The organism is Paenibacillus piscarius (assembly GCF_022234545.1).
GTDB classification, from domain to species: domain Bacteria; phylum Bacillota; class Bacilli; order Paenibacillales; family Paenibacillaceae; genus Paenibacillus_AQ; species Paenibacillus_AQ piscarius.
The window spans coordinates 503,002-526,447 of sequence record NZ_JAIEUI010000002.1; the positions used below are offsets into that span (position 1 = coordinate 503,002).

At 51.2% G+C, this 23,446-nt stretch carries 22 protein-coding genes; 9 read left to right on the plus strand and 13 right to left on the minus strand.

Going from position 1 to position 23,446, the window contains the following annotated elements:
- Positions 1 to 135: 135 nt before the first annotated feature.
- From K1558_RS32685 to K1558_RS05730, 3 genes are all read left to right on the plus strand, one after another.
- Positions 136 to 1,755, plus strand: a complete 1,620-nt coding sequence (locus tag K1558_RS32685; protein ID WP_274528396.1) for a collagen-like domain-containing protein — start codon at positions 136 to 138, stop codon at positions 1,753 to 1,755.
- A gap of 279 nt (positions 1,756 to 2,034) precedes the next feature.
- Entirely contained in the window at positions 2,035 to 2,352 is a 318-nt protein-coding gene (locus K1558_RS05725; protein ID WP_238650422.1) for an alpha-helical endospore appendage domain-containing protein, read from the plus strand.
- Positions 2,333 to 3,142, plus strand: a complete 810-nt coding sequence (locus tag K1558_RS05730) for a hypothetical protein (RefSeq protein ID WP_238650423.1) — start codon at positions 2,333 to 2,335, stop codon at positions 3,140 to 3,142. Before K1558_RS05725 ends, K1558_RS05730 begins: the two co-directional genes overlap by 20 nt.
- A 17-nt stretch (positions 3,143 to 3,159) precedes the next feature.
- Here K1558_RS05730 and K1558_RS05735 read toward each other — a convergent pair whose 3' ends face one another.
- The 7 genes from K1558_RS05735 to K1558_RS05765 all read right to left on the minus strand — a co-directional run bounded on the left by K1558_RS05735 (position 3,160) and on the right by K1558_RS05765 (position 10,444).
- A complete protein-coding gene (locus tag K1558_RS05735; RefSeq protein ID WP_238650424.1) occupies positions 3,160 to 3,552 on the minus strand; it encodes a MerR family transcriptional regulator in 393 nt (130 codons plus the stop codon).
- A 145-nt stretch (positions 3,553 to 3,697) separates the two neighbouring features.
- Positions 3,698 to 4,819, minus strand: coding sequence for a glycosyltransferase (locus K1558_RS05740; RefSeq protein ID WP_238650425.1), 1,122 nt, complete (start codon positions 4,817 to 4,819; stop codon positions 3,698 to 3,700).
- A 20-nt stretch (positions 4,820 to 4,839) separates the two neighbouring features.
- A complete protein-coding gene (locus K1558_RS05745; RefSeq protein WP_238650426.1) occupies positions 4,840 to 6,081 on the minus strand; it encodes a DegT/DnrJ/EryC1/StrS family aminotransferase in 1,242 nt (413 codons plus the stop codon).
- 187 nt (positions 6,082 to 6,268) lie between these two features.
- Positions 6,269 to 6,958: an acyltransferase gene (locus K1558_RS05750; RefSeq protein ID WP_238650427.1), complete on the minus strand. Its 690-nt coding sequence runs from the start codon at positions 6,956 to 6,958 to the stop codon at positions 6,269 to 6,271.
- Positions 6,959 to 6,981: 23 nt separating this feature from the next.
- Positions 6,982 to 8,253 carry a glycosyltransferase family protein gene (locus K1558_RS05755; RefSeq protein ID WP_238650428.1) on the minus strand — a complete coding sequence of 424 codons (1,272 nt, stop codon included), beginning with the start codon at positions 8,251 to 8,253 and terminating at the stop codon, positions 6,982 to 6,984.
- The gene (locus tag K1558_RS05760; RefSeq protein ID WP_238650429.1) at positions 8,250 to 9,341 is read right to left on the minus strand and encodes a Gfo/Idh/MocA family protein; all 1,092 of its coding nucleotides are present in this window, start codon (positions 9,339 to 9,341) and stop codon (positions 8,250 to 8,252) included. Before K1558_RS05760 ends, K1558_RS05755 begins: the two co-directional genes overlap by 4 nt.
- The gene (locus K1558_RS05765; RefSeq protein ID WP_238650430.1) at positions 9,338 to 10,444 is read right to left on the minus strand and encodes a DegT/DnrJ/EryC1/StrS family aminotransferase; all 1,107 of its coding nucleotides are present in this window, start codon (positions 10,442 to 10,444) and stop codon (positions 9,338 to 9,340) included. The genes K1558_RS05760 and K1558_RS05765 overlap by 4 nt, the downstream gene beginning before the upstream one ends.
- A gap of 94 nt (positions 10,445 to 10,538) precedes the next feature.
- On the opposite strand from K1558_RS05765, the gene K1558_RS05770 reads away from it, so the two are divergent.
- Both K1558_RS05770 and K1558_RS05775 read left to right on the plus strand, forming a co-directional pair.
- A complete protein-coding gene (locus tag K1558_RS05770) occupies positions 10,539 to 11,534 on the plus strand; it encodes an NAD-dependent epimerase/dehydratase family protein (RefSeq protein ID WP_238650431.1) in 996 nt (331 codons plus the stop codon).
- The gene (locus K1558_RS05775) at positions 11,531 to 12,406 is read left to right on the plus strand and encodes an NAD-dependent epimerase/dehydratase family protein (protein ID WP_238650432.1); all 876 of its coding nucleotides are present in this window, start codon (positions 11,531 to 11,533) and stop codon (positions 12,404 to 12,406) included. Before K1558_RS05770 ends, K1558_RS05775 begins: the two co-directional genes overlap by 4 nt.
- Positions 12,407 to 12,483: 77 nt before the next feature.
- On the opposite strand, the gene K1558_RS05780 is transcribed toward K1558_RS05775, so the two are convergent.
- The 5 genes from K1558_RS05780 to K1558_RS05800 all read right to left on the minus strand — a co-directional run bounded on the left by K1558_RS05780 (position 12,484) and on the right by K1558_RS05800 (position 17,866).
- Positions 12,484 to 14,490: a glycosyltransferase gene (locus K1558_RS05780; protein ID WP_238650433.1), complete on the minus strand. Its 2,007-nt coding sequence runs from the start codon at positions 14,488 to 14,490 to the stop codon at positions 12,484 to 12,486.
- Positions 14,487 to 15,602, minus strand: a complete 1,116-nt coding sequence (locus K1558_RS05785; protein ID WP_238650434.1) for a glycosyltransferase — start codon at positions 15,600 to 15,602, stop codon at positions 14,487 to 14,489. Before K1558_RS05785 ends, K1558_RS05780 begins: the two co-directional genes overlap by 4 nt.
- Before the next feature lie 17 nt (positions 15,603 to 15,619).
- Positions 15,620 to 16,882, minus strand: coding sequence for a nucleotide sugar dehydrogenase (locus K1558_RS05790; protein WP_238650435.1), 1,263 nt, complete (start codon positions 16,880 to 16,882; stop codon positions 15,620 to 15,622).
- Positions 16,883 to 17,064: 182 nt separating this feature from the next.
- Entirely contained in the window at positions 17,065 to 17,598 is a 534-nt protein-coding gene (locus tag K1558_RS05795) for a hypothetical protein (RefSeq protein ID WP_238650436.1), read from the minus strand.
- The gene (locus K1558_RS05800; protein ID WP_238650437.1) at positions 17,588 to 17,866 is read right to left on the minus strand and encodes a hypothetical protein; all 279 of its coding nucleotides are present in this window, start codon (positions 17,864 to 17,866) and stop codon (positions 17,588 to 17,590) included. The genes K1558_RS05795 and K1558_RS05800 overlap by 11 nt, the downstream gene beginning before the upstream one ends.
- 189 nt (positions 17,867 to 18,055) lie before the next feature.
- Here K1558_RS05800 and K1558_RS05805 point away from each other — a divergent pair, with 189 nt between their 5' ends.
- The 3 genes from K1558_RS05805 (at position 18,056) to K1558_RS32690 (ending at position 22,491) form a co-directional block, all read left to right on the plus strand.
- Positions 18,056 to 18,424, plus strand: a complete 369-nt coding sequence (locus tag K1558_RS05805) for an alpha-helical endospore appendage domain-containing protein (protein ID WP_238650438.1) — start codon at positions 18,056 to 18,058, stop codon at positions 18,422 to 18,424.
- A 215-nt stretch (positions 18,425 to 18,639) separates the two neighbouring features.
- Positions 18,640 to 20,514, plus strand: a complete 1,875-nt coding sequence (locus K1558_RS05810; protein WP_274528397.1) for a pyocin knob domain-containing protein — start codon at positions 18,640 to 18,642, stop codon at positions 20,512 to 20,514.
- Positions 20,515 to 20,628: 114 nt separating this feature from the next.
- Positions 20,629 to 22,491, plus strand: coding sequence for a collagen-like triple helix repeat-containing protein (locus tag K1558_RS32690; protein WP_274528398.1), 1,863 nt, complete (start codon positions 20,629 to 20,631; stop codon positions 22,489 to 22,491).
- A 67-nt stretch (positions 22,492 to 22,558) separates the two neighbouring features.
- Here K1558_RS32690 and K1558_RS05820 read toward each other — a convergent pair whose 3' ends face one another.
- Entirely contained in the window at positions 22,559 to 22,975 is a 417-nt protein-coding gene (locus K1558_RS05820; protein ID WP_238650439.1) for a MerR family transcriptional regulator, read from the minus strand.
- Between the two features lie 287 nt (positions 22,976 to 23,262).
- Between K1558_RS05820 and K1558_RS05825 the strand changes: the two genes are divergently transcribed.
- A complete protein-coding gene (locus K1558_RS05825; protein WP_238650440.1) occupies positions 23,263 to 23,442 on the plus strand; it encodes a hypothetical protein in 180 nt (59 codons plus the stop codon).
- Positions 23,443 to 23,446 lie beyond the last annotated feature (4 nt).

The window sequence follows — 23,446 nt, forward strand, 5'->3', positions numbered from 1 at the left end:
TTTAGCAGACTCCGCCTCTATGTCCACACCAAACCGGTAAGCTTGAATATTAATATATTAATCATTAAGTGTACTGCAGGCCCGGCATGTATACTTTAATGAAATTCAAATACGCGGACTGGAAGTGATGAAGGAATGGCCTTTTTGTCAACAGGACCGATTGAGAATAACCCGGTTAACGGAACGAGGCCTACGCAGCAGGTTACCGTGAAGGTTGATAACCGTAGTGGTGACTCGGCTTCCTCAGTATCTATACAGGGTTATTATCTAAATGCGGGAACCAGAACCTTGTATGTTAGCGAGCTGCTCCACATTGCAGCGAATCAAGTCATTACGAAGAACTATTATGCAGATTTTAATGGTTTTGAATTTACCTTTGGTACCCCCGGTAATGTAGCCGGTGCGAGTAATCCGGTACAGGTGTCGGTATGGGGCAAGAACAGTGCAGGGCAACTGGTAACCGCACACCGGCTGGTGTCTGAAGAACTGCTTGGAGAGAATAACGGCGGGCAGGCAGGAGCGACAGGACCTGCGGGACCAACTGGAGAGCAAGGCCCTACCGGAGTGCCGGGAGCGACAGGACCTGCAGGACCAACTGGAGAGCAAGGCCCTACCGGAGTGCCAGGACCCACTGGTCCGGCTGGTGCAGGAGCAACCGGACCACGCGGTACCACTGGACCCACTGGTCCAGCAGGAGGACCCAGAGGCGCTACTGGCCCCACTGGTCCGGCAGGAGGGCCCAGAGGCGCTACCGGTCCCCAAGGTATCACCGGTTCTCCAGGTATCACCGGCCCCCAAGGCATCACCGGGCTAACTGGTATGACAGGACCAAAAGGCGTAACGGGTCCTCGCGGAGCAACAGGACCTACCGGCATTGGAGTGACCGGGCCTCGTGGTATTACTGGTCCTTCCGGTCCGGCAGGAGGGCCCAGAGGTGCTACCGGCCCCACTGGTCCGGGAGGAGGGCCCAGAGGTGCTACCGGTCCCACTGGTGTTACCGGGCCCACTGGTGTTACCGGCGCTACTGGAGCTACCGGCCCTACCGGAGCTGGCGTCACTGGTCCCACTGGTGTCACTGGCCCTACCGGCCCCACTGGCGCTACCGGTCCCACTGGCCCTACCGGAGCTGGCGTCACCGGCCCTACTGGTGTCACTGGCCCTACCGGCCCCACTGGCGCTACCGGTCCCACTGGTCCTACCGGAGCTGGCGTCACCGGCCCTACTGGTGTCACCGGGCCCACTGGCGTCACCGGGCCTACTGGCGTAACCGGTCCCCAAGGTGTCACTGGCCCTACTGGCCCTACCGGCCCTTCGGCGGATGTTTTCACTACACGTAACGTAATCGCTATAAATACTACCCCCGCTCCTGTCATAGCTGCAAATGGAGGTCCAGTACCATTTACTGATATACCTGTAAATAACGGCACTCCGGACATAGCGGTAGCGGGCAATAATATTACTTTATTGACCGGGGTATATTTAATTACCTGGATCATATACGGGCAAGCAGCAAATGCAGGCGACACCTTGGCTTTTGAGTTAAGAAATGCGGCTGGCACCGCGGTTTCCGGAAGCAGAGCGACCAACAGCAATACCGCAGCAAACGAAAATTATGGGTTATCCGCTACTTTTCTGGTTAACGTCACCGGAGCTAATGAAGTTTTCACATTAGTGAATGCAGCTGCAACGTCTACTACATTAACCACCGCAGCTCCCCAGTTAGGTTGTCAAATTACAATTGTCAGAGTCTCATAATGGAAAGAGCACGAATTGAAAGCAGCCCCTATTCGCCGGGGCTGCTTTTCTCCATTGGTGCCATTTCCCGGCCAAGACCGTCAAGTCTGCTATGTCCGTATAATTCTCGCCACAAATGTGATTAATGCTTAATATTATGGAGACTTCGGCCATACATATAATATACAGAAGTTCGCAATTATGGACTCGGTGGCTAACCAGCCTTAGTTCCATTCATGAGAATACATGCGTACAGCCATTCCCGGTGTGCTAATCGATGATTAGAGGAGGATATAGATCGTGTCAATGCCCAATATTCCTGACATCACGCCCTTGATTACTCTAACCCGAAATGAAGTTATTAATATGCTGTTGTCTTCAATCGCACTCGAGGAAATCGGCCTCTCCCATATCATGAATGCTGAGGGCGAGAAGATCCAGCGTATGCTGAAGTTCGATAGCATCACCATGATTGAGCTCCTGCAGGTGAACCGCAGCGTCGAGCGCATGCTCCGAACCATCCTTAAGAATCAGATGATGCTGCAGTTCAAGCTGGAGGATGTCATCGATCTTGCTGCCAAGGATGAGGGCCCGCCCGATGAACAACAGGAAGAATAGACGGAAGAATGGCCTGGAATCGTCCATCGCCATGGAGCATGCCTTGCGTCAGTGGTGGTATGGTCAGACCCGTTACATATCCATGGCTCAGAAGCATGCGCAAGACACTCTCCTTGGTGAACCGGAACGGTTCACCAGGATGATTAACGGCATGTTCATTAATTTCCAGATGCTGCTCCTGTTCCGTCCGGTATCCCTGCTTAGCTATGCCCGCACCGCAGGGCTCAGATCTACTCTTGCTTCTACAAGCACTGAGCGCAGACTACGCTCTCTGCAGAAGGCAATAGCAGATACTAACAATTCCATGTTATTCTGTGTGGAGCATGTGCTTGAATTGCTGTCAGCTCTGGTCACTTCAACAGTCCGGGAGGCTACGGACTCAGAGCATCGCTTCCGCAGAGACCAGTTGCTCCGGATCAGTGCCAGAATGATTCAGCAATGTGAAGAAATCCTGCGTAACATCATACTCAGCAGCCTCTGGTTCTCTACTCTGCCCGGCGATGATCATGGAGACGAGCATCTCTTTGCGTTCCGGGACAATATCCTTCCCGGCCAGCAAGGTCTGGCAAGCCTGCATAAGGCCCTTTGGAAGCTCATCAGGTTAACCATCAGGCTGAATGCTGCACCGTCGCAATATCGGCAATCCCTGAGCACTCTGCTGGATCAGCTTAAATATCTGGAGAATTATCTGAACTCACCAGGCTGCTCCACCAACCGCAGAACTTCAACAGCACCGGCAGCGCCTTGGTTAAATAACAAGGCCAGGATTATTATTCATCTGATTCCCTAGAACCGGACAACCATTCCTCAGTCGCCGGATCGTTGAAGCAGCCCGGCGAGCTCTTGAATTTGCTGTGACAGCTTCTCCAGGGACTGGGCCAATTCAAGATTGATATTCTCCTTGGGCTGTATTTCTGCAGATTCCTGGGGGTAAGGCTTGCCGTCATCAGCATCGTTCTCCCGGTATACCGGGAATCCCTCTTCAATCAGTATCCTTACAATCGTTCCCAGGTGATAACGCTCTTTCCTGAGGGCATCAATCCGTTTCAGCAAAGGAATGGCTTCGTATCTGTACATCATAATGTCCCCCTTCCTCACAGTAGGCATAAAGAGAGAATAATAGGTCAGCCAGCGCTTGACGGTGGTAGCCGGCAGCTTCACCATCTGAATCAGTTCCATTTGACTATACGCTCTGCTCATCGTCCTTCTCCTTCCATTAAGTTCTATTCTTAAATCTATCCACGAAGTTCACCATTCATGAGAAAAAAGCAAAAATAAAGAAGCCTGCCCCGGCTGCCAACCAGCTGTTGCAGGCTTCTTTATTATGAATACCGTTTACCGCCATTCAGACATCCATTTTCCTAAGCAGCTCCTCTGCCTCAGTATATTCAGGATTGAGCAGTAATGCCTCCTGCAAGGCAGTCTGTGCCAGCTTGTCGTTGCCGGTGGCCAGGTAGCATCGCCCCAGATAGTAACAAGCCAGGAAGCTGCCTGCTCCCTTGGTGGTCAGATGCTCGTTACAGTCCTCCCCAAGGGCAATGCATTTCTGGAACACCTCTGCAGCCTCCTGGAACAATCCCATCTGGAACAGCATCAGCCCTTTAGTGTAGTAGAGATCTATATAATCAGGATACAATTGAATTGCGAGATCAATGCCGGATACAGATTCCCGGGTTGGCGAGGTGACCAGCAGGATCGAATATTTTAATTTATAAAGCAGAGAAGGCGGCAGATAACCCTGCTGTACAAACTGGCTAATCGAGGAATTCACATATTGGTAGGCTTCATCGAAGGCTTCTCTCCGGTACAGCACACTTGCCATATGATAATCAATCCAGGGATCCGGAGAGCCCTGATTCTTCTCCTGCTGCAGCAGCAGCATATTTCGCTTGTCTTTATCCCGCAGGCTTACGGTTTCATCCATATAACCATAGTGGTATACCGTTACCGGGAGTTGGATCACCATGGACTGCACAATATTCTCATCAGGCAAATAGAGCTGCTCATGGACATTGCCCCGGAAGCGGAAGCCTCTCTCTCTGCGGAACATCCGGATCTGATTCATCCCGTGCGCGCGCCGCCGGTCAGGAGGACCCTCGCCGAAATAGCTAAACAGATGGATGCCGGCCAGCAGGGTCGTCTCAGAGTCTGTCTCCAGCACCTGCCTGACGTTCATGGCACCACCGCTCTCTACCTCTTCATCGGCATCCAGCCAGAGCACCCAATCTCCGGTAGCCTGCTCCAGGCTGTAGTTGCGGGCCGCAGAGAAATCATCCTGCCAGGAATAGTCATACACTGCCGCGCCATATTCTTCTGCGATCTCTCTGGTCCGGTCCGTTGAGCCCGTATCGACGATTATGATTTCATCAACAGCTTCCCGGATGCTGCTGAGACACTTTCTGAGCCATTGCTCCTCGTTGTGAACAATCATGCACAGAGACAGCTTCTTGGCTGTATTCAATTTCACCGGCTCCCTCCACAACTGGATTACATGGTAAATATCTTATGGAACGCACTGGCTGAATAGGACAGCATCTCTTCCGTCAGACCAGGGTGCAGCCCGATCCAGAAGGAACGCTCTCTAATAGTCTCCGTATTGTGCAGCGGTCCCGCAAGCCTGTAGGAACCGGCCGTCAAACCAAATTGTCTGAGGGATGGCCCCGGAAACACCAGACGCGTACCAATACCGCCCTCTTCAAGACTCCGAATCAGCTCATTGCGTCCAATCGGCGAATGTTCCTTCACAATAACCGGAAAGCCGAGCCAGCTCGGCTCGCTGCCCGGGGTCTCCTCCGGCAAATGCAGCGCATATTGCAAAGGCTCCAGCGCCTGATATAAGAGCTTGAAGTTCTCCCTGCGCTTCCGGGTGAACCCGGCAAGCTTGCGAAGCTGCGTGAGGCCGATAGCCCCGTAGAGATTAGCCGCAAGCTGCTGGAAGCCCATTGAATGGTTAACACCAGTCTGCTGATTAGCATAAGGAGAAGCCTTGCCCGCGTCGCGCAAGGATTCAACAATCTGCTTCAGCAAAGAGCTGGAGGTCAGCACCGCTCCTCCTTCCTCCATGGTGATCTGTTGTCCGGGAAAGAAGCTGACCGTCGCCAAATCTCCAAATGATCCAACAGGCTGTCCCTGATACATGGACCCCAGAGCATCGCTTGCATCCTCAATCAGCCACAGCCCGTGCCGGTCAGCAAATTCCTTCATATACGCAATATTGAAAGGGTTCCCCATGGTATGGGCAACCATGACCGCTTTTGTCCTGTGCGTGACCATCCGGTCCAGAAGCTCTGTCTCGATCGCGTAGGAGGGAATCGTTACATCCGTAAATACCGGAACCAGTCCGTGCTGCATGATAGGAATAATCGTACTTGGAAATTTATTGGCAATCGTGATCACTTCATCCCCCGGTTGCAATTGTCTTGCTCCCAGATAAGGGGAGGTGAGCGCAGAGAGAGCCAGAATATTGGCACTTGTTCCCGAGTTCACCAGAAGGGAGAAACGGGCTCCCAACGTTATGGCTAATTGCCGCTCAAACCGTGCGGCCTGATCTCCTTCAGACAGGGAATAATCAAGCGATGCATTCATCAGACTCACAAGCTCCTGCTCATCAAATGTTTTACCGCTTGCCGGAATCATGTCTAATCCCGGTCTGAATGAATGCTCAGGCCGTTGCTCCTTGTAATACGTGGCCGTCAGTTCCATGATTTGGTCTCGCTTGCTTGCGTACAAAGCACCATCTCCCATACGGTTTCATTCAATTCCGGTTTTAACGGATTTAGCAGCCTTGGGATAATATATGCAGTTAATATTCACATAGAAATGATTTATCAGATAAATTATGTAATGCCCGGGCGGTGCCGGGAACAAATGCACACTCGGGCCTATGAAGGATCTATAGTTCGCTGGCAGCCAGGCTTTACCGTAAGCGGGCAGGATTACCGACAACAACCGCTCCGGGTACAACATCCTTGGTCACAACGGCTCCCGCTCCCACAACAGCATTCGCCCCGATCTCTACGGGAAGCAATGAAGCATTATTGCCTATTCGTGCACCTCTGCGGATGCGCGGCCCTTGGTGATGCCCTTTGCCGCTGGCCATATATTTATCGTTGGACATCGAGCAGCAGGGCCCGATGAAGACTTGATCCTCAATAACCGTATCCGCGGTTATATATGAACCTGTCTGAATGGTAGTCTCCGATCCGATGCTGGTATTGGGTTCAACCATCACATTCCGTCCCAGGATGGTATCCCTCCCGACTACAATCTGCTCCCGGATGCTCGCATGATCTGCAATTAGAACACCGCTGCCGATCACTGAACCGGCATACACGCTCACGTGACTGCCGATCCTGACATCGGCTTCTATGAACAGAGCCGGGAGCTCTAACGCCGGCTTTCTGGACATTTTCCGGTTAGCGCCGGGCTTCTTGCCCAGTATCGTCAGATCCCCAATCACCGTGCGATCTCCAATCTTAGTTCCGGCCTTAATTATACTATGATGTCCGATGGATACCTTATCGCCGATGACGACTCCTTCCTCTACGACCACATACTCACCAAGCTGGACCCCCTGCCCGATCCTTGCACTCTCATGGATGCTCAACACGCATTCTCCTCACATCTGATTTAGATTGATAGCAGACGATGATAGATATCAAGCACGCTCTGGCTATTCTTGACCATATCATGATGCTGTTCCGCATAAGCTCTCCCCCGCAGACCAATCTCCGGCAGAGCATCACGGTTCTTCAGCAGATCCTCCAGAACCTTCTGGAGCGTATCAGGATTGGCACGAATTAGCGGCAGCTCTGCCGGATATTGCTCCGTCATGTAATCGCTGATCCAGCAGACCACCGGCTTGCCAAGCGCCATACTCTCCACAGCCAACAGGCCGTAGCTGCCGATATGCAGTTGATCAATAATCAGATCCGCTTTCTGGTAGAGAGCCTTGGCTTCCTCGTGAGTCATTCCCTGAATCAGCATGAAGTCGAATTCATACTGCTGCCCTAGAGATTCAATAACTTTTAGAATCACCTCGGTTCCTTTGATTTCAGGACTAGTTGGCGCATGAACAATCAGCAGCCGCTCATTCGGCTTCCATTCTTCCTGCACGGCATAGCGGGCCAGATCTACCATCATAGGAACAATCGATACCTCGGGATAGTAGTCCTTCACATATTGTTCAAGCTCTCTATCAGCAACAATACAATGCTGTACATGGCGGGAGAGCAGAGACAACCGCTGCCTCAATATGCGTTCAGGATGTTTAACAAGCACATACGGGTTGCTCTTCACCGCAACGGAGTAGAGCCTGACATCGCTGCCCCAATGCTGCATAATGACTGACTTACCTGCTTGCTTCAGCAAGGGGTAATCCGTATAATCAAGAGCGATGCTCTGGGCAAAATGAAAATGAAAAAGATCATATTTGGGAAGAAGAGCGAGTGTTAACCTGCGTAATTTCTCAAGTATCCCCTTCCTATTCAGTTCAGGAAGCAGTGGATAGGTGTAATCTGAGCCATACCCCAGATAGCTTGGAGAATAATCCAGAGAATGTGCCGTGATTCCTTGGGCCCGAAGTCCGCGATTTAAGGTATTCATCTGATTGGCAATTTCCATGGTTCCCTGGAATACACGTAATGGAGCGACAGGAAACTTGTTGTCAGCCTGCGTGTACAAATCTTTCAATACCTGGTCATCAGGGTAATTCTCCAGACCTCTCCATAACCATAGCCAGCTGTTAGGGGCATTGCCGAAGTGCATTGAGAGTTCTGAACGATACTTATAATAGATTGAAGCAGGGAATTTCTCCATCTCCCAACTGTCCAGCAATGCGTTCACAGAATCCCATTGCCCTGCCTTCATGGCAGCCTCAATCAATTCTATTTTCTCCGTCATCCGTACCGCTCCCCCTCCCTCATATCCTCTGAGGAGAACTCCACAAGAGGCAGGGTTACTCTGCGACCTTCGAGAGCGGACTGGTAGATGGCAAAGATGGCTTCAATGGATCTGCCCGCCTCTGTCGCGTCAACGACCATACCTTCAGCCCCGTTGCTGATCCGATCCAGATAAGCTTCATACATGCGCAGTTGCTCATCCCTGTCCGACTCCAGCTGCCGGAGATCCTCCTCTGCCACCTGAACACCGTTTACTTCAAAACGTTCAATATGCTCAAGCTGCGCTCCGCTAATAATCAGTGTGCCTTTCTCTGCGAATACACGGATAGAGTAACCGAAGTTACCGGGTCTTGTAATCGTATTGGCTTCTACCAGCCCCTTGGCCCCATTCTGAAAGGAGAGGACAGCAAGCGCGACATCCTCAATCTCCTTCCCTTCCTGAACTTTCTGCAATTCACCATAGGCTCCTTCTACATCACCGAGGAACCATAGAAGCAGATCAATAAGATGAATACCCTGATTGAGCAGCATGCCGCCATCCTGGTCCCAGGTCCCCCGCCAGGCAGCCTGACGGAAATACTCCGGAGACCGGCTGATTTCAATGGACGCTACCCCATAGTACAACTCGCCCAGCAGACCGCTGTCAATGTAATTCTTGATTCGCAGCATTGGAAGACGATACCGCATCTGATGGCAGACAAGAAGGTTCAAATTACGCTTACTGGCCAGTTCAGAAAGAAGCCGTGTATCTTCCAATGTAAGGGCAAGCGGCTTCTCGATAATGACGTGCTTACCTGCGATCAGTGCATCTCCAGCCATATCGGCATGGCGTCCGCTGGAGGTGGCAATGACAATCACCTTCACTTCAGGATGCATCAGCAGATCTGCATAGTCAGGATACATTGCCACCTCGCCTGGAGTGTATCCTCCCTGAACCAGTTGCCGGTGAATGATCTCCATACGCTCTGCCGATAGGTCACTGATAGCCACAACCCTGGCCGAACCCAGCCGTAATAGCGATGCAGCATGCTTTTCTGTTATCCGTCCACAGCCGATGATGCCGATGCCAAGCTTCATGAGCTTATTCATTCCTTCCCTGTATAATTAAGAGCAACCTCAATAACCTCCTGCTGTTCCTCAGCGGACAGAAACGGATGTAGCGGAAGCGCAAGAAGCCGCTCCGATTTACGCTCGGCAACCGGCAGATCTCCCGGCTTATAGCCGAGCTGGCGATAGACCTGCTGCAGATGCAGCGGAAGCGGATAATAGGAGCCACTGGCAATGTTGTTCGTCCGCAAGTAAGCCATGAAGTCATCCCTCTGCTCATGCTCTACACAATACAAATGGTAGATATGGGAATTGCCCTGATGCCGGTTCACCGGAGTGCTTAACCCGCTCTTCCCGTTCAAGCTGTCGTATACATGTGCGAGAGCGCGGCGCACTCCGTTCCAGCCGTCGATATGCTTGAGTCCGCTGCGGAGTACTGCTGCATGAATCTCATCCAGCCTGCTGTTGAAGCCTATTTCATCATGATAATATTTCTTCACACTGCCATGATGCCGTAGCTTACGCAGCCGCTTAGCCAGCTCCCCATCCTTCGTGACCAGCATTCCGCCGTCTCCAATGGTCGACAGATTCTTGGTCGGGAAGAAGGAGTAGCAGCCGATCCGGCCGATTGTTCCAAGCTTAACCCCTTTCTCCTCTGCCCCGAAGGCCTGGCAGGCATCTTCAACCAGCTCCAGACCGTATTGTTCAGCCATTGCTGTGAATTGCTGCATATCGCAGGATTGGCCGAAGATATGCACTGGAAGAATGGCCTTGGTCCGGGGGGTAATTCTGGCTTCAACGGATGCAGGGTCCAGATTATACGTCTGCGGATCAATATCCGCGAAGACAGGCGTTGCCCCGACTCTTGAGATCGCCTCGGCTGTAGCGAAGAAAGTAAATGGTGTAGTAATGACTTCATCCCCGGCACCGATATCCAGTGCCGTCAAGGCCATAACCAGCGCATCTGTCCCATTTCCGACGGAGACGGCATAGGGGACCTGCAGATAGGCTGCCGTCTCTTGCTCGAATTGTCTTACCTCTTCGCCAAGAATGAATTGTCCCCGGTCCAGAACAGCTTCAACCGCGCTAAGAATTTCGGATTTCATGGACTGGAATTGTCTGTCTATCTGTATCAGTGATACCATTCAATTCACGCTCCTTAGTTATTCAAGGTTCTTCCCTCTTCTGGAGAAGCATATGTTATTCATGCAGAAATACGGATCTAGGAGGCTGAGAATTATGAACCTTGTGGATTTCCCGGATTTCAACGGGAAGCATGTTTTTATTACCGGAGGCGCCGGATTTATCGGCTCCTCACTGATCGGCACACTTATCGAGCGTAACAAGGTGACCGTGTATGATAATTTCTCCAGAGATGCACTGAAGTTCAAGCCTTACCGCAACCACCCTAATCTGAACATCATTCATGGAGATATTCTGGACCTTCCAGCACTCAAGACCGCTATCCAAGGTGCTACCCATGTCGTGCATGCTGCCGGTATCGCAGGGATAGATACCGTGATCCGTAACCCGGTGCTGACCATGAAGGTTAACATGATCGGCTCCTCCAACCTGCTTGAAGCAGCAGCTACTCTGGACCACTGTGAGCGCGTCCTCTGCTTCAGCACCAGCGAGGTCTTCGGCCAGGTCGCCTTTCGAGCCAACGAATCTAACGCTACAGTGCTGGGAGCCGTTGGTGAAGCAAGATGGACGTATGCGGTCAGCAAGCTTGCCGAAGAACATCTGACCTATGCGCACTATAAGGAATTCGGCCTGCCTACCGTCATTATCAGGCCCTTCAATATCTATGGTCCCGGGCAAATCGGCGAAGGAGCCATCAAGACAATGATTGAGCTTGCGCTGCAGAACCGAACGATTCAGGTGCACGGCAGCGGTACTCAGATTCGGGCCTGGTGTTATGTTGATGATATGGTAGAAGGCATTATGCGCTGTCTGACCATTGATGGAGCCATTGGAGAATCCTTTAATCTCGGCAACGAATCTACCATTATTACGATCTATGGCCTTGCCAACACGATAGTTCGCGTATTAGGCTCTCTCTCCCCCATTCATTTCCAGGAGAAAAACAACGTCGATGTTGAGCTTCGAATTCCTGAATTGAACAAGGCCCGGCAAATTCTTGGCTTCCAGGCTAAAGTTGACCTCGAAGAAGGAATACGGCTTACAGCAGCCCATATTAATCAGGAACTGGGTAAAAGGGGGCCTCAAGATTGAGCAATGCGCGATTTGACCGGATTATTATGACCGGTTATTCCAGCTTTGTCGGAAGCCATGTACTCAAATACCTTCTGAATGCAGGGATTGCCAATCATATAACCCTGCTTGGGCGCAAGCCCCAATTCCATACGCCGTCCTCATGGCAGTATTGGGATCTGAATGTTCCTCAGCCTGCCGGCGTTGGCTACAACGGCCGCAATCTGCTGATTCATTTTGCCGCTCAGCTTCCAGGTCCTGATGCTGTTGATTATCAGGACGTGTATGATAAAGAAGCAGATTTCCTTGAACGTTACCGGATTATGCGGATTACAGATGTTGTGTATGCCTCTACAGGAGGGGTATATGGGTATGCAGGCAACAGGAAGGAGCACGACCCGCCCCAGCCGGAAGTAAGCTATTCCCGCTATAAGCTGGCTATTGAAGAGAATATTGCCTGTCTTTGGCCACACAACCACCTCATTTTACGCTACTATTTCCCATTCGGCGCCGAGCAAAAGAGGCCGCGGCTGTTCCCCGAGCTCATCTATAAATTGATGGCCAATCAGACAATTCGTATCGATGGTGAACGCTATGGACTAACCATAAATCCAGTCCAAATCGAAGATGCAGCAGAGGCCTCTGTTTGGCTGATTCGCAATAATCTGCATGGAGTGTACAATATTGCAGGCCGTCATACTCTTACCATGCTGGACCTTATACAGCAGATGGGCCGGACATTGAAGCAAACGCCAATCTTAGAGTATTCTCATGCGAAGGATAGGGTGATGACAGGCTCTATTGATAAGCTGCTGGAGCAGAACGACAAGCTGATATCCACTCCCTGGGAAGAGGCCATTCACCGTACACTCGCTCATTATCTCGGTGGTTAAGACCGCTGTAATAGGAATAACATACTGGCCAGAGTGACGGTCGGTGCCCATAGCAAGATTGGAGCCGGATGCCGGATTTATGAGGATGACCGAGGCCACCCACGGAAGGAATCGCTCCGGCTCGCAATTTCCTCACTGTAGTCGTCTCCAGCTTGCAGGCTAAGCTCGAAGTATTCATCCATTTTGACTAGAATGGGCTGGATATAGGCTTTCTTTTGCTCCGCATTATACTTTCTGGTAAATGAATTACTCATATAATTCAGTGCCATCTTGGCATAATGATTACCTATAGCATAATTTTTGACGGCTTGCCTGGCTTGCTCCCCGTACTGATCCCAATTAAAAGCAGGGAAATACAATTTCTCATCAAAATGATGGATAATGTAATCCAGGATATAAATCAGGGATTGAATCCTTTTGTCTATATGAGTGCTTATGCTGCTTGAATGTCTGCGGTAACAGAGCAAGGGGGCCTTCACATGCTTGCGGACCCAGCCACGTTTGCAATTGATTATGCAGTTCAGTGTATCACCAGCAATCTTCTTCAAGGGATCAATATACCAGTCGTTCTTTTGGTAAAAGGATGTTCTGAACATTCCGATCATTGGAACAACACCCGAACCCCATCTTTCAAAAACAAGCCTTACAATATTATTATCGCTATATTCGCGGTAATTCCATTGACCTGCAGGCTCCCCGGAAGTTCCCACCAGTTGAATATCACCATAGACATAATCAATATCCGGCCCATTCGTCTCTTGAAAAGCTTGCAGGTAACAGTCCAGAACCCTGTCATGTGGGAGATAATCATCTGAACTTAGAAGAAGAGTAAATTCTCCTTCTGCAGCAGCGTATATTTGCTGAAATGCTCTGTCAGGAAGGCCTGTGTGCCCGCCGTCGCTAATCAGCTTAATATTATCGTAGCACTCCACATATCGTTCAATCACTGTCAAGGAGTTATCCGTTGAACCGTCGTCTACAATGAGTATTTCTATATTCGGATGGGTCTGGCCGATAACAGACTGCAGACATTCATCCAGATATTGGCTGTAATTATAGTTGATGATGCCTACTGTAATTTTCGGTACAGCCGCCAGGCTTTCCGGAACCAATGCTCTCGATTCCGCCAGCAGTTCTTCAAGCAGCTCCTGAATCTGTCCGGTCTGCTGCCGGAAGGCATACCGCTCCTCAATGAAGGAGCGGTAACGGGCCGAGTCATAGCGGTCCTCCGTTACAAGCTGCACAAGATCACCTATAGAGTTCCAGATAAAATCCTTATCAAATACTTCTTCCGCGCCGTAAAAATTGTGAATCAGCGGTTTAATCCCCTTAGCCATAGCCTCCATAACTGAAATATGCTGACTCTCCAGAGGGCTTGTAACCAGTACATACTGTTTATCCTCCAAATAGTGATCCAGATCTCCCTGCCATCCGTCAAAATGTATACTGTCCTGTAATTCCAGGACTTCAATCATCTGATTGAAATAAAGCTGGAAACGAATCTCCTGATGCACACCCGCGATATGAAGCTGGTAACGGGAATCCTCGTCATGAATTGCTTTGAAGGCATGAAGCAACAACATAGGTCCCTTCTTAAAATTGATGTAGCCTACATAGGCAATATTGAAGCCCTTCTCCCGTTCAGAGAAATTGTACTTCTCCAGCTCAAGGCCGCCTGCAATAACCACTGTCTGCTCTTGTCTCAGACGGGTTCTCCTGCCCAGAACATAGTCACGGATATGGCTTCCAACAAAGATCAGCCGGTCGATCGCATTCCAGTTGACTCTGTATATATTTCTAGAGAATGCTTCAAAGCTGTGCAGCCGGCAGATGAGGATTCTCTGTTGGGCAAGCGGATGCTTGCTTCCGGCCATTACCAGATCATCGCACCATTCGAACCAGCAGATATCAGCCTCCTCCATCCCCGGACCAATCTGTTCATGAGTCGAGACGATAAGCTTTTTGGTCACAAAGTGCTCAGACAACGCCATAATTATCGGATTCAGGAAGTTATCTAGACCTGGCTTGACAAAGAACACGATCCTGGCTTTGCCGCCCGCCGGGATATACGGAAGCTGTTTCATGAAACTTCATCTTCTGCAGAGGTTTTATTTTCTTCTATGGGCTTCACTTTCCCCTCGAACCATTTGCGGTTATGAAGGATTGCAGCATCATTCGGACGATATTTTGCCGCCAGCTCGTTATGCTCATAGGCTGTTTGAAGATCTCCGATCTTGGAATAGCAGACACACATCTGCAGGTGAGGATACCAGGTGGAGTATGCGGGATAGCTGAAGCTCCACTGATTGTCATCCGGCTCAAGCCGGGTGGCCAGATCGTACCAGAAAATGGCGTGTTTATATTGCTCTTTTTTATGAAAATTATAGCCTATCCGGCTGCAAGCCTCAGGACGCGGGGTACCTGTGAACTTGAATGACTGAAGCAGTGAAGCCAGTTCATTGGCGCTGTCGCCCAGTGCGCGGTAGCAATCTCCCTTATTAATGCAGGCATAGAACTTATCTTCGACCCAGCCCTCTTTCATCTCTATATTCTTGTCGTATGCCTTGATGGCTTCTTCCGGATGACCGTTCTCACGCAGCTCATTCCCATAATAGAAATAATCGCGGGGGGAGAAGGTATCGCCGCGTTCGATCCGTGTCTTGTAGATGTTGAGATTCCGGCCAACGGAATGCTTGATTTTCTTGTGGGTGACCGAAATGTTCTCATTGATGATCTTACCGTACACTTCAAGATATTGGTGGGCCTCACCTTTCCATTGGAAATTGCGGTCCCGGCGGACAAGACGGTTACGGCGGTATCTCAGAGTAACATTCCCATAGGCATCGGTCCCGGCGTCATAGAACATCGATACCGAATCCACCGAAGGGTCCAGTGTCTCCTTAAGCTTGCGCAGCTTCTCGCGGTCCTCCTCCAGAATCACATCGTCCGCATCCAAAAATAGAATATATTCCTTCGTAGCGTGCTTGAAAGACTCTGTACGGGCTGCAGCGAAGTTTCCTGTCCATGGAAAGAAGAATACGCGGTCGGTGTATCGCTTGGCAATTTCCACGGTGCTGTCTGTTGATCCGGTATCGACGATATTTATCTCATCCACAATATCATGAATGGTATCCAGACAACGGGCCAGCACTGCTTCCTCATTCTTGACAATCATACACAAGCTAATTGTAATCATATAAGATCCTCCCAGATTTAAAGTTTGGCCACATGAGAATAAGCAAGCTCATAACAATTTCGGGTATCAAAAATTAACGGTGCAGCGCGCAGGATCATCTCATAATCGACGCTCTGGTGAGCGGTGGCAATCACTACGCAGTCATATTCATTAAGAGTCTCTTCGTTCAGAGGCACATGATGATATTCATGACCGTCTGCTGTGAAATTGGGAATAAACGGATCGTGATAATCCAGCTCATACCCCTCGGCTTTCAAGAGCTGAAACAGGCTGATCGAAGGCGACTCCCGCAGATCAGCAATATTGGCTTTGTATGCGAGCCCGATTTGCAGGATCCTCACCCGGTCTGTTCGGTTCCAATCGGACAGCAGCTGCTTGATGCGGCCCATAACATATGCTGGCTGGGAGTCATTGATTTCCTTGGCCAGGTCAATGAACGGTGTCTCTAGCCCCTCCAGATTGGCCTTCCATTTCAGATATAGCGGATCTACCGGGATACAGTGACCGCCAATACCGGGACCGGGATCATAGCTGGTGAAGCCGTAAGGCTTGGTAGAAGCAGCGCTAATGACTTCCCAGACATCTATGTCCATCGCTCCGCAGAGTCTGCCAATCTCATTAATGAAGGATATATTAATGAAGCGGTAGGTATTCTCCAGCAGTTTCGTCATCTCGGCCGCCTTGGTAGAACTAACCGGAATAATGGTCCGGAAGACCGTCTGGTAGATGTCTACGATCCGCTCCAGGCAGCCTTCTGTGGCTCCGCTGACTACCTTCGGGATGTTCTCCAGCGAAAACAGCAGGTTGCCAGGATCAATGCGCTCAGGAGAATAGCCTACGAATACATCCTTGCCTACAATGTATTGATGCTGTTCCAGCAGAGGTACAAATTCCTCTTCGGTGGTTCCGGGATAGGTGGAGCTCTCCACAATAATAAGCTGCTGAGGTCTCAGATGAGGCAAGACCGATTGCATAGCCCCCTTCAGATAGCTGAGGTCAGGATCGCTACTCTCCGACAGCGGGGTAGGAACACAGATGATGATCGCTTCCGACTCGCTTACTCTGGAGAAATCACTGGTATATTCAAAGCTCCCGGACACGTTAAGCCATCCAATTTGATCATCACCGATGTCGGAAATATACGATCTTCCCTCCCGCAATTTCACTAATTTCTCATTGTCTACATCAATACCAATGACATGATAATTCTTCTGATGAAACAACATCGCCAGCGGAAGACCGACATATCCCAGACCGACGACCACAACTTTACGTTTCATAGATGTACTCCTCTCACCAAATTATCCGGCTCGGGCCGTATATTGGCTCACCTCAGGACCGGAAGGGCCTTAACCATAGTCAGCATATGTAGCTGTATCTGAAAGGTGCATTCATTCACGGACATAACGGACGGAATTTGCCTGAAAACAAAAAAAAGAACCTGAGTTCCCTCAGGATCTGCTCAGTCCTTCAATTTCAAATTGGAGGAGGTCCGGATTTCTGCGATTTGAGCCGTGAGCTTTGAGCTTTGCGGCTGTGACAGCTTGGCCGCCGGTTTCAACGGCCGTGTGGCCTTGTTCGTTGTCTTACTTATTCTAGCAGGATTATCTGTGGCCCTCCTCTTCTTAGGCTTCGAGCGCTCAGGCTGCTTAGGGAGCTTGACCATCTCCGGCTTGCCGGGATGGTGACGAACAGCAGGAAGAGGTTCAGATACACTCCGAAACAGCGATTTGCCGCCTGCTCCGATGCTGCTTACTCTCCGGAAGACCACCGGCTTACTGTCCCTTGCAGTCTCGGACTTCCGGCTTCCCGTCTCGCCCTCCCCTTCGCTCCAATGAAGCAGGAGCCTGGTTCTGGAGATTAATTCATTAAGCTCATTCTCGACCTGAACGGGAATCAAGCGGCTCACCTGCTTGAAGGCCTCCATCTGGCCGAGTGCTTCGTCCACAGCCTTCTTCAACTCTTCCACGACCGGACCGGAAGTCTCAGGCTTCACTGTTATCCACCTCGTCCAGCAGACGTCTATTGATAGTGAAGTAATGCAGCAGGATGATTTGTCTTTGCGTGAGCGCCTGCAGTACCCGGATGACTACCCGCTCCAGACGGGAAAGCCGCCCGGACGGCTGATACCGCCGCTCCTCCGCCTGTTCGGCGGCAACAGCCTGTAACATGGACGTCAAGGCTGCCAGCAGAATTACGATAGCCCTTTGCTCAACAGCGGCAGCCAGAAGCACAGCTTCCGTAATTTGTGGTTTTGTCCGCAATTTCTACACTCCTTTAACAGGTGCACAGATGTTTAATATTATATTTTATGCAGCCGACTTCCCTAATATATCGGACTTTTCGGATTTCGGACGTCGCGAAGAATAGGTGGAATAGATAAGGCTTGTTCCTTATATATTGATACTATAATCGTTCCGGATCTTGCAGCCGGTCGCAGGAGGTGCCCAAAGATGTCCTCGTCTGATTCTCCCGAATTGAAGTCCGGCCCATCGATCACTAAGCGCGAAAGCCTCGCCCTCCTGATCACTTCTGTGGCCATGAACGAAATCTCGCTGTCCCACATTATCAGTGCGGAAGCGAATGCTATACAGGCCCTTATTCAATCCCGCCCGGATGAATTAAGTTATACGAGCGTTATCCACATCAATAATACGGCCTCCAGACTGCTTGAGGAGGTCTCGAACGGTCAATGGTTAAGCCTAAGCAAGCTGGACCGCATTCTTCGCCTGCTCACAGACGACGATGAGCCTTATGGTGAATTTGTTGAACCGGAGGATCTGGATGAACTGAAGGAATTGAAGGATTTGGATGAGGAGTAAATAGTGAGCCCTGTATAAGATCCGGCCATAATGGAGGGTCTTATTTTTTTGTGAAAAATTTCTATATTTCAAATAAAGTATCATATTTTACTTCTGGTTTATCGAGCAAAACGAAATTTAGACTTATGGTCGGAATTAGTTAGGCATTTATCCCTTACCGTATCACACAGCCGGGAATATCCTAGACCATCCCACCAAATAAGGAGGTTTTTTGTTTGTCTACACCTAATATCCCCAATATATCCCCAACGATTACATTAACACGGGATGATGTGGTGAACCTCTTGTTCTCTTCCATCGCCATGGAAGAGCTGGGTTTAGCGCACATTATTAACGCAGAGGGAGAAAAAATCCAGTTCGCCCTCGGTACACTGCCGGGAATAACCGGCCCAGGCGCTACACTTGCACAGATTCTGGATGTGAACACCAGTACGCAAGGCATGCTGGATACGATCTTCCGGCAGGAAATGATGCTGGACTCCAAGCTTAAGACCGCTGCCAATGTCCCCACCTTGCTGGGACCTACTGGTCCTGTAGGACCGACGGGGGCTGCGGGAGCTGTCGCCACCGTCAACGGTCAAGCTGGTAATGTAGTATTGGATGCTGAAGACGTAGGCGCATTCCCCGACAATGAGGAGCCTTCCGGTTCTGATCTTAGAACCTTCATTGAACCTGGTGTCTATAGCTCCAATAGTCCTACTGGCCCGGCACCTCTATTCGGTCCACAGAACGTCTCCCATCCGGCGGTCTGGACCCTCTATGTGTCCAAGGTTGGATCCTTTGTTCAGCAGATCTATATCTCGAACCCTGTCCTCTTCTACCGGAGCAGTCAGGATAACGGGGCTTCCTGGACCAATTGGATTGAAATTGGACAACGCGGGGCGACTGGGGCCACTGGACCGACAGGTGTAGGGGTGACCGGCCCCACAGGCATCACTGGGCCGACCGGCTCTACCGGACCTAGAGGTCTGACTGGAGCGACGGGGGTTACTGGTGTAACTGGGGTGACCGGAGCTACGGGCGTGACCGGGGCCACCGGGGCCACCGGGGCCACCGGGGCTACTGGACCGACGGGCGCTACTGGCGCAACTGGTGCCACAGGGGTCACGGGCCCTACCGGGGCGACCGGACCGACCGGACCGACTGGACCGACAGGCGCTACTGGCCCTACAGGGGTAACCGGGCCGACCGGACCGACCGGACCTACTGGCGTTACTGGACCGACCGGACCCACCGGACCGACTGGTGCTACGGGAGCTACGGGCGCTACCGGACCGACTGGCGCTACGGGAGCTACGGGCGCTACCGGACCGACTGGCGCTACCGGAGCCACCGGCGCTACTGGACCGACAGGCGCTACTGGACCGACGGGTGCTACCGGGCCTACCGGGCCGACGGGACCAACTGGTGCTACTGGTGCTACCGGACCGACCGGACCGACAGGCGCGACCGGACCTACTGGGCCAACCGGACCGACCGGACCGACAGGCGCGACCGGACCGACCGGACCGACCGGACCGACTGGTGCGACCGGACCGACAGGCGCGACCGGACCTACTGGTGCGACCGGACCTACTGGTGCGACCGGACCTACTGGTGCGACCGGGCCTACTGGCGCCACCGGACCGACCGGACCGACCGGGCCTACTGGCGCTAACTTAAATGCAATGTTCCAGCCTAATGCTTTAGGTATAACAGCTACTGCAGCTCCAATAATACTAAGTCCATTATTTAATGAAAGCAATAACACGATTACTCTTGTTGCCCCTGATAACAATTCGATTCAGTTGCTGCCCAACAGCACTTATTACATGTCCTTTTCATTTAGAATAACATTAGGCACCGGAACTGCGCCTGTAACTTTAGCAGAGATTGCTTCCACCTTGGACGGCACCCCCCTCCATATAACGGCCATTAAGGATAAAACAGCAGGCGGTTCCGGTCTAGGAGCTTTTACGATAGAATCAAGCGGACTAATTAAGACAGCTGGCGGGAATCCAACCCTTCAACTGACTGCAAGAATCGTCACGACAACTACTGCTACCTTCTATACTGACTGGTCCAATGTAAGCATCTTCCAGATTGAGTAAGCTTCTTGTGATGAGGACTTCCCTATCTCTGCACTTGTATTCTGCAGCAGAGATGGGGAACCTGCTTAAAAACTGAAATGTGAAACTCAATGTACAAGCGAAGGAGGGTTTTCATTGTCTACACCCAATATCCCCAATATCACACCATCCGTTTCATTGACACGGGATGATGTCGTTAATATGCTCTTCTCTTCCATCGCGATGGAAGAATTGGGCCTTGCACACATTATTAACGCAGAAGGCGAGAAAATTCAGTTCGCTCTAGGGACCCTGCCAGGCTTAAGCGGTCCCCCCGCGACACTGGCGCAGGTGCTGCAGGTCAACAACAGCGTACAATCCATGCTGGATACCATCTTCAAGCAGGAAATGATTCTTGATTCGAAGCTGAAGACCGCCGCGAATCTGCCTGTTATCGTTGGGCCCAGCGGACCTACGGGCCCAACGGGCGCACCGGGTGGAGCTGTCCTCGTCAACGGTCAGGCTGGGGTAGTTGTTCTGGACGCGAATGACGTAGATGCATTGCCCCTCAACGTAGAGCCCTCTGATTCACCTCTGGAAGACTTCACTGAGCCGGGCGTATACAGCTCTGATTCTCCCACCGGACCGCCGCCACCACCGCCGCCAGCCAGTCCGCCGGTGCTACATCCGTCTGTCTGGACCTTGTATGTCTCCCGGGTAGGAGATTATGTACAACAGCTCTATATCTCGAACCCTTCCCTGTATTACCGGAGCAGCCAGGACGGTGGAAACAACTGGAGCCCGTGGGAAGAGATCGGGCAGACAGGGGTCACTGGACCCACGGGTCCGACAGGTATCGGTCCAGTCGGAGCCACTGGAGACCTCGGAATAACAGGCATCACCGGACCAACTGGAGCTACGGGGGTCAGAGGAGCCGAAGGTATGACAGGAGCTACGGGCTCTACAGGCGTTACAGGTGCTACCGGCATTACCGGCGCTACCGGGGCTACGGGCGCTACCGGCGCCACGGGCACTACCGGGGCTAGAGGAGCCGCAGGGGTTACTGGTGCGACTGGCGCTACCGGCGCTACCGGCGCTACAGGCGTTACCGGCGCTACAGGCGTTACCGGCGCTACCGGGACCACGGGCGCTACAGGCGTTACCGGCGCTACGGGTGCCAGTCCGACTGGTCCTGCGGGTGCTACCGGCGCTACTGGCGCTACTGGGGTTACTGGCGCTACTGGGGTTACCGGCGCTACTGGCGTTACCGGCGCTACCGGGGTTACCGGCGCCACAGGTGTCAGTCCCACGGGCGCTACCGGGGCTACCGGCGCTACTGGTGCTACCGGCGCTACTGGGGTTACCGGCGCTACTGGAGCCACTGGAGCCACTGGAGCCACTGGCGTTGGACCTCAAGGTCCAACAGGGGCAACTGGGGTTACCGGGGCTACTGGCATTACTGGTGCTACAGGACTTGAACCCATGGGTCCAACTGGAGCCACAGGTGCGACAGGTGCAACTGGTCCTACCGGGTCTACAGGACATACAGGACCCACAGGGGCTACCGGACCAATGGGGCCTCTGGTTAACCCGAATGCACTGTTCAGACCCGTTGCGGCTAACCTGCGCACGACACTTACAGGATTTGGTATAGATGAAGTTTATAATCAAAGTGGTGGAAGCATCACTCGTTCAGACATATTAAATATTGGCTTACTGGCTAACCGCATTTATCATGTTTCCTTTTCTATAAGAATAAAGGTGCCTGCGAATCGTAGTGTTACTAGTATTCAAATAGTCGCCCGTCTCGGAACTAATATTACAAATATAACCTATTACGATGAAGGAATTCCTTCCCAAACTCAAGAATGGGAATACACGGTTCAATCCGCAGGTATAATCAGACCAACCACCGGTTCACTCAATCTCAACTTTCAAGCTGCCACTATTTTAAGTGGTGGAACTTCCCAAATAGACCCAGCATTGTCCAATATAAGTATCTTTGAATTAGTGAATTAATTATATTTTTATAACAACAGCCACCCTCTCCGGCAGTATAGCAGTTCTGCGCTGAAGAGGGTGCCTATTAATCCCGTCCCCGTTCCTTAAGATATCCGGCTAACCGCTGCAATTCATCGGCGATCTGGGTTATGCAGGAGACAATGATTTGCTGCTCCTCATAGGCCTTCAGCGCTTCACCGACCGCCGCTGAACCACCAGGCTTGTCCATTTCAGGCCCTTCAAGTTCTCTTGAAGGGCTGTACATAGGGAACCCTTCCTCCACCAGAATACGCACGATGGTACCCAGATGGTACCGCTGCTGCCGGAGTTCATTGACGCGGACCAGAATTTTCAAAGATTCATATTCATAGAATTTGCTGTCGCCCTTCTGAACCAGAGGGATGAAGTGAGAGAAATATTCGAGCCAACGCTTGATGGTAGTAGGGGGCAGCTTAAGCAGATCGATCACTTCCAATTGAGTATATAGCTTTTTAGACACCATATTACTACCTCCCATATTCTTTCAATGTTATACATTAGATATATTCACTGACGAGAGAATAAATGAGTAAAATTGCCCATTTAATTGCCACAATATATCTCTGTCATCCTCAAAAAGTGATTTCACCCACCAGCTCCGCTATGCTGCAGCCGCTCACTACTTAATCTGAAACCAGAAATAATCGATAATTAATGGAATAAATTTTCCAATTTTGTTCAGTTCTTGTATATGAAGTATTTCTATAATGGGCTTGACTTAAATTGAAACCATCATGGAGGGATTCACAAATGGGGAGACTGAGAGCCGTTAATGAACGAAAGTGCTCACTGGAGAACTGTAATCGAAGGCATTATGCGAAGGGGCTGTGCAAGCAGCACTACTGGCCTGCCTGGAAGGAAAGCCAGAGGAACGAGGCCGTCGAGAACCGTGAGGAGAACCCTGCGGAGAAGCAACTCCCGCTCGTCTGATGTT

What these genes read in the sequence shown, in the direction of transcription:
- K1558_RS32685 (WP_274528396.1), top strand. Translation starts at nt 136, where the DNA reads ATGGCCTTTTTGTCAACAGGACCGATTGAGAATAACCCGGTTAACGGA.
- K1558_RS05730 (WP_238650423.1), top strand. Translation starts at nt 2,333, where the DNA reads ATGAACAACAGGAAGAATAGACGGAAGAATGGCCTGGAATCGTCCATC.
- K1558_RS05735 (WP_238650424.1), bottom strand. Translation starts at nt 3,552, where the DNA reads ATGAGCAGAGCGTATAGTCAAATGGAACTGATTCAGATGGTGAAGCTG.
- K1558_RS05755 (WP_238650428.1), bottom strand. Translation starts at nt 8,253, where the DNA reads ATGACGGAGAAAATAGAATTGATTGAGGCTGCCATGAAGGCAGGGCAA.
- K1558_RS05760 (WP_238650429.1), bottom strand. Translation starts at nt 9,341, where the DNA reads ATGAATAAGCTCATGAAGCTTGGCATCGGCATCATCGGCTGTGGACGG.
- K1558_RS05765 (WP_238650430.1), bottom strand. Translation starts at nt 10,444, where the DNA reads ATGGTATCACTGATACAGATAGACAGACAATTCCAGTCCATGAAATCC.
- K1558_RS05770 (WP_238650431.1), top strand. Translation starts at nt 10,539, where the DNA reads ATGAACCTTGTGGATTTCCCGGATTTCAACGGGAAGCATGTTTTTATT.
- K1558_RS05780 (WP_238650433.1), bottom strand. Translation starts at nt 14,490, where the DNA reads ATGAAACAGCTTCCGTATATCCCGGCGGGCGGCAAAGCCAGGATCGTG.
- K1558_RS05785 (WP_238650434.1), bottom strand. Translation starts at nt 15,602, where the DNA reads ATGATTACAATTAGCTTGTGTATGATTGTCAAGAATGAGGAAGCAGTG.
- K1558_RS05790 (WP_238650435.1), bottom strand. Translation starts at nt 16,882, where the DNA reads ATGAAACGTAAAGTTGTGGTCGTCGGTCTGGGATATGTCGGTCTTCCG.
- K1558_RS05805 (WP_238650438.1), top strand. Translation starts at nt 18,056, where the DNA reads ATGTCCTCGTCTGATTCTCCCGAATTGAAGTCCGGCCCATCGATCACT.
- K1558_RS05820 (WP_238650439.1), bottom strand. Translation starts at nt 22,975, where the DNA reads ATGGTGTCTAAAAAGCTATATACTCAATTGGAAGTGATCGATCTGCTT.
- K1558_RS05825 (WP_238650440.1), top strand. Translation starts at nt 23,263, where the DNA reads ATGGGGAGACTGAGAGCCGTTAATGAACGAAAGTGCTCACTGGAGAAC.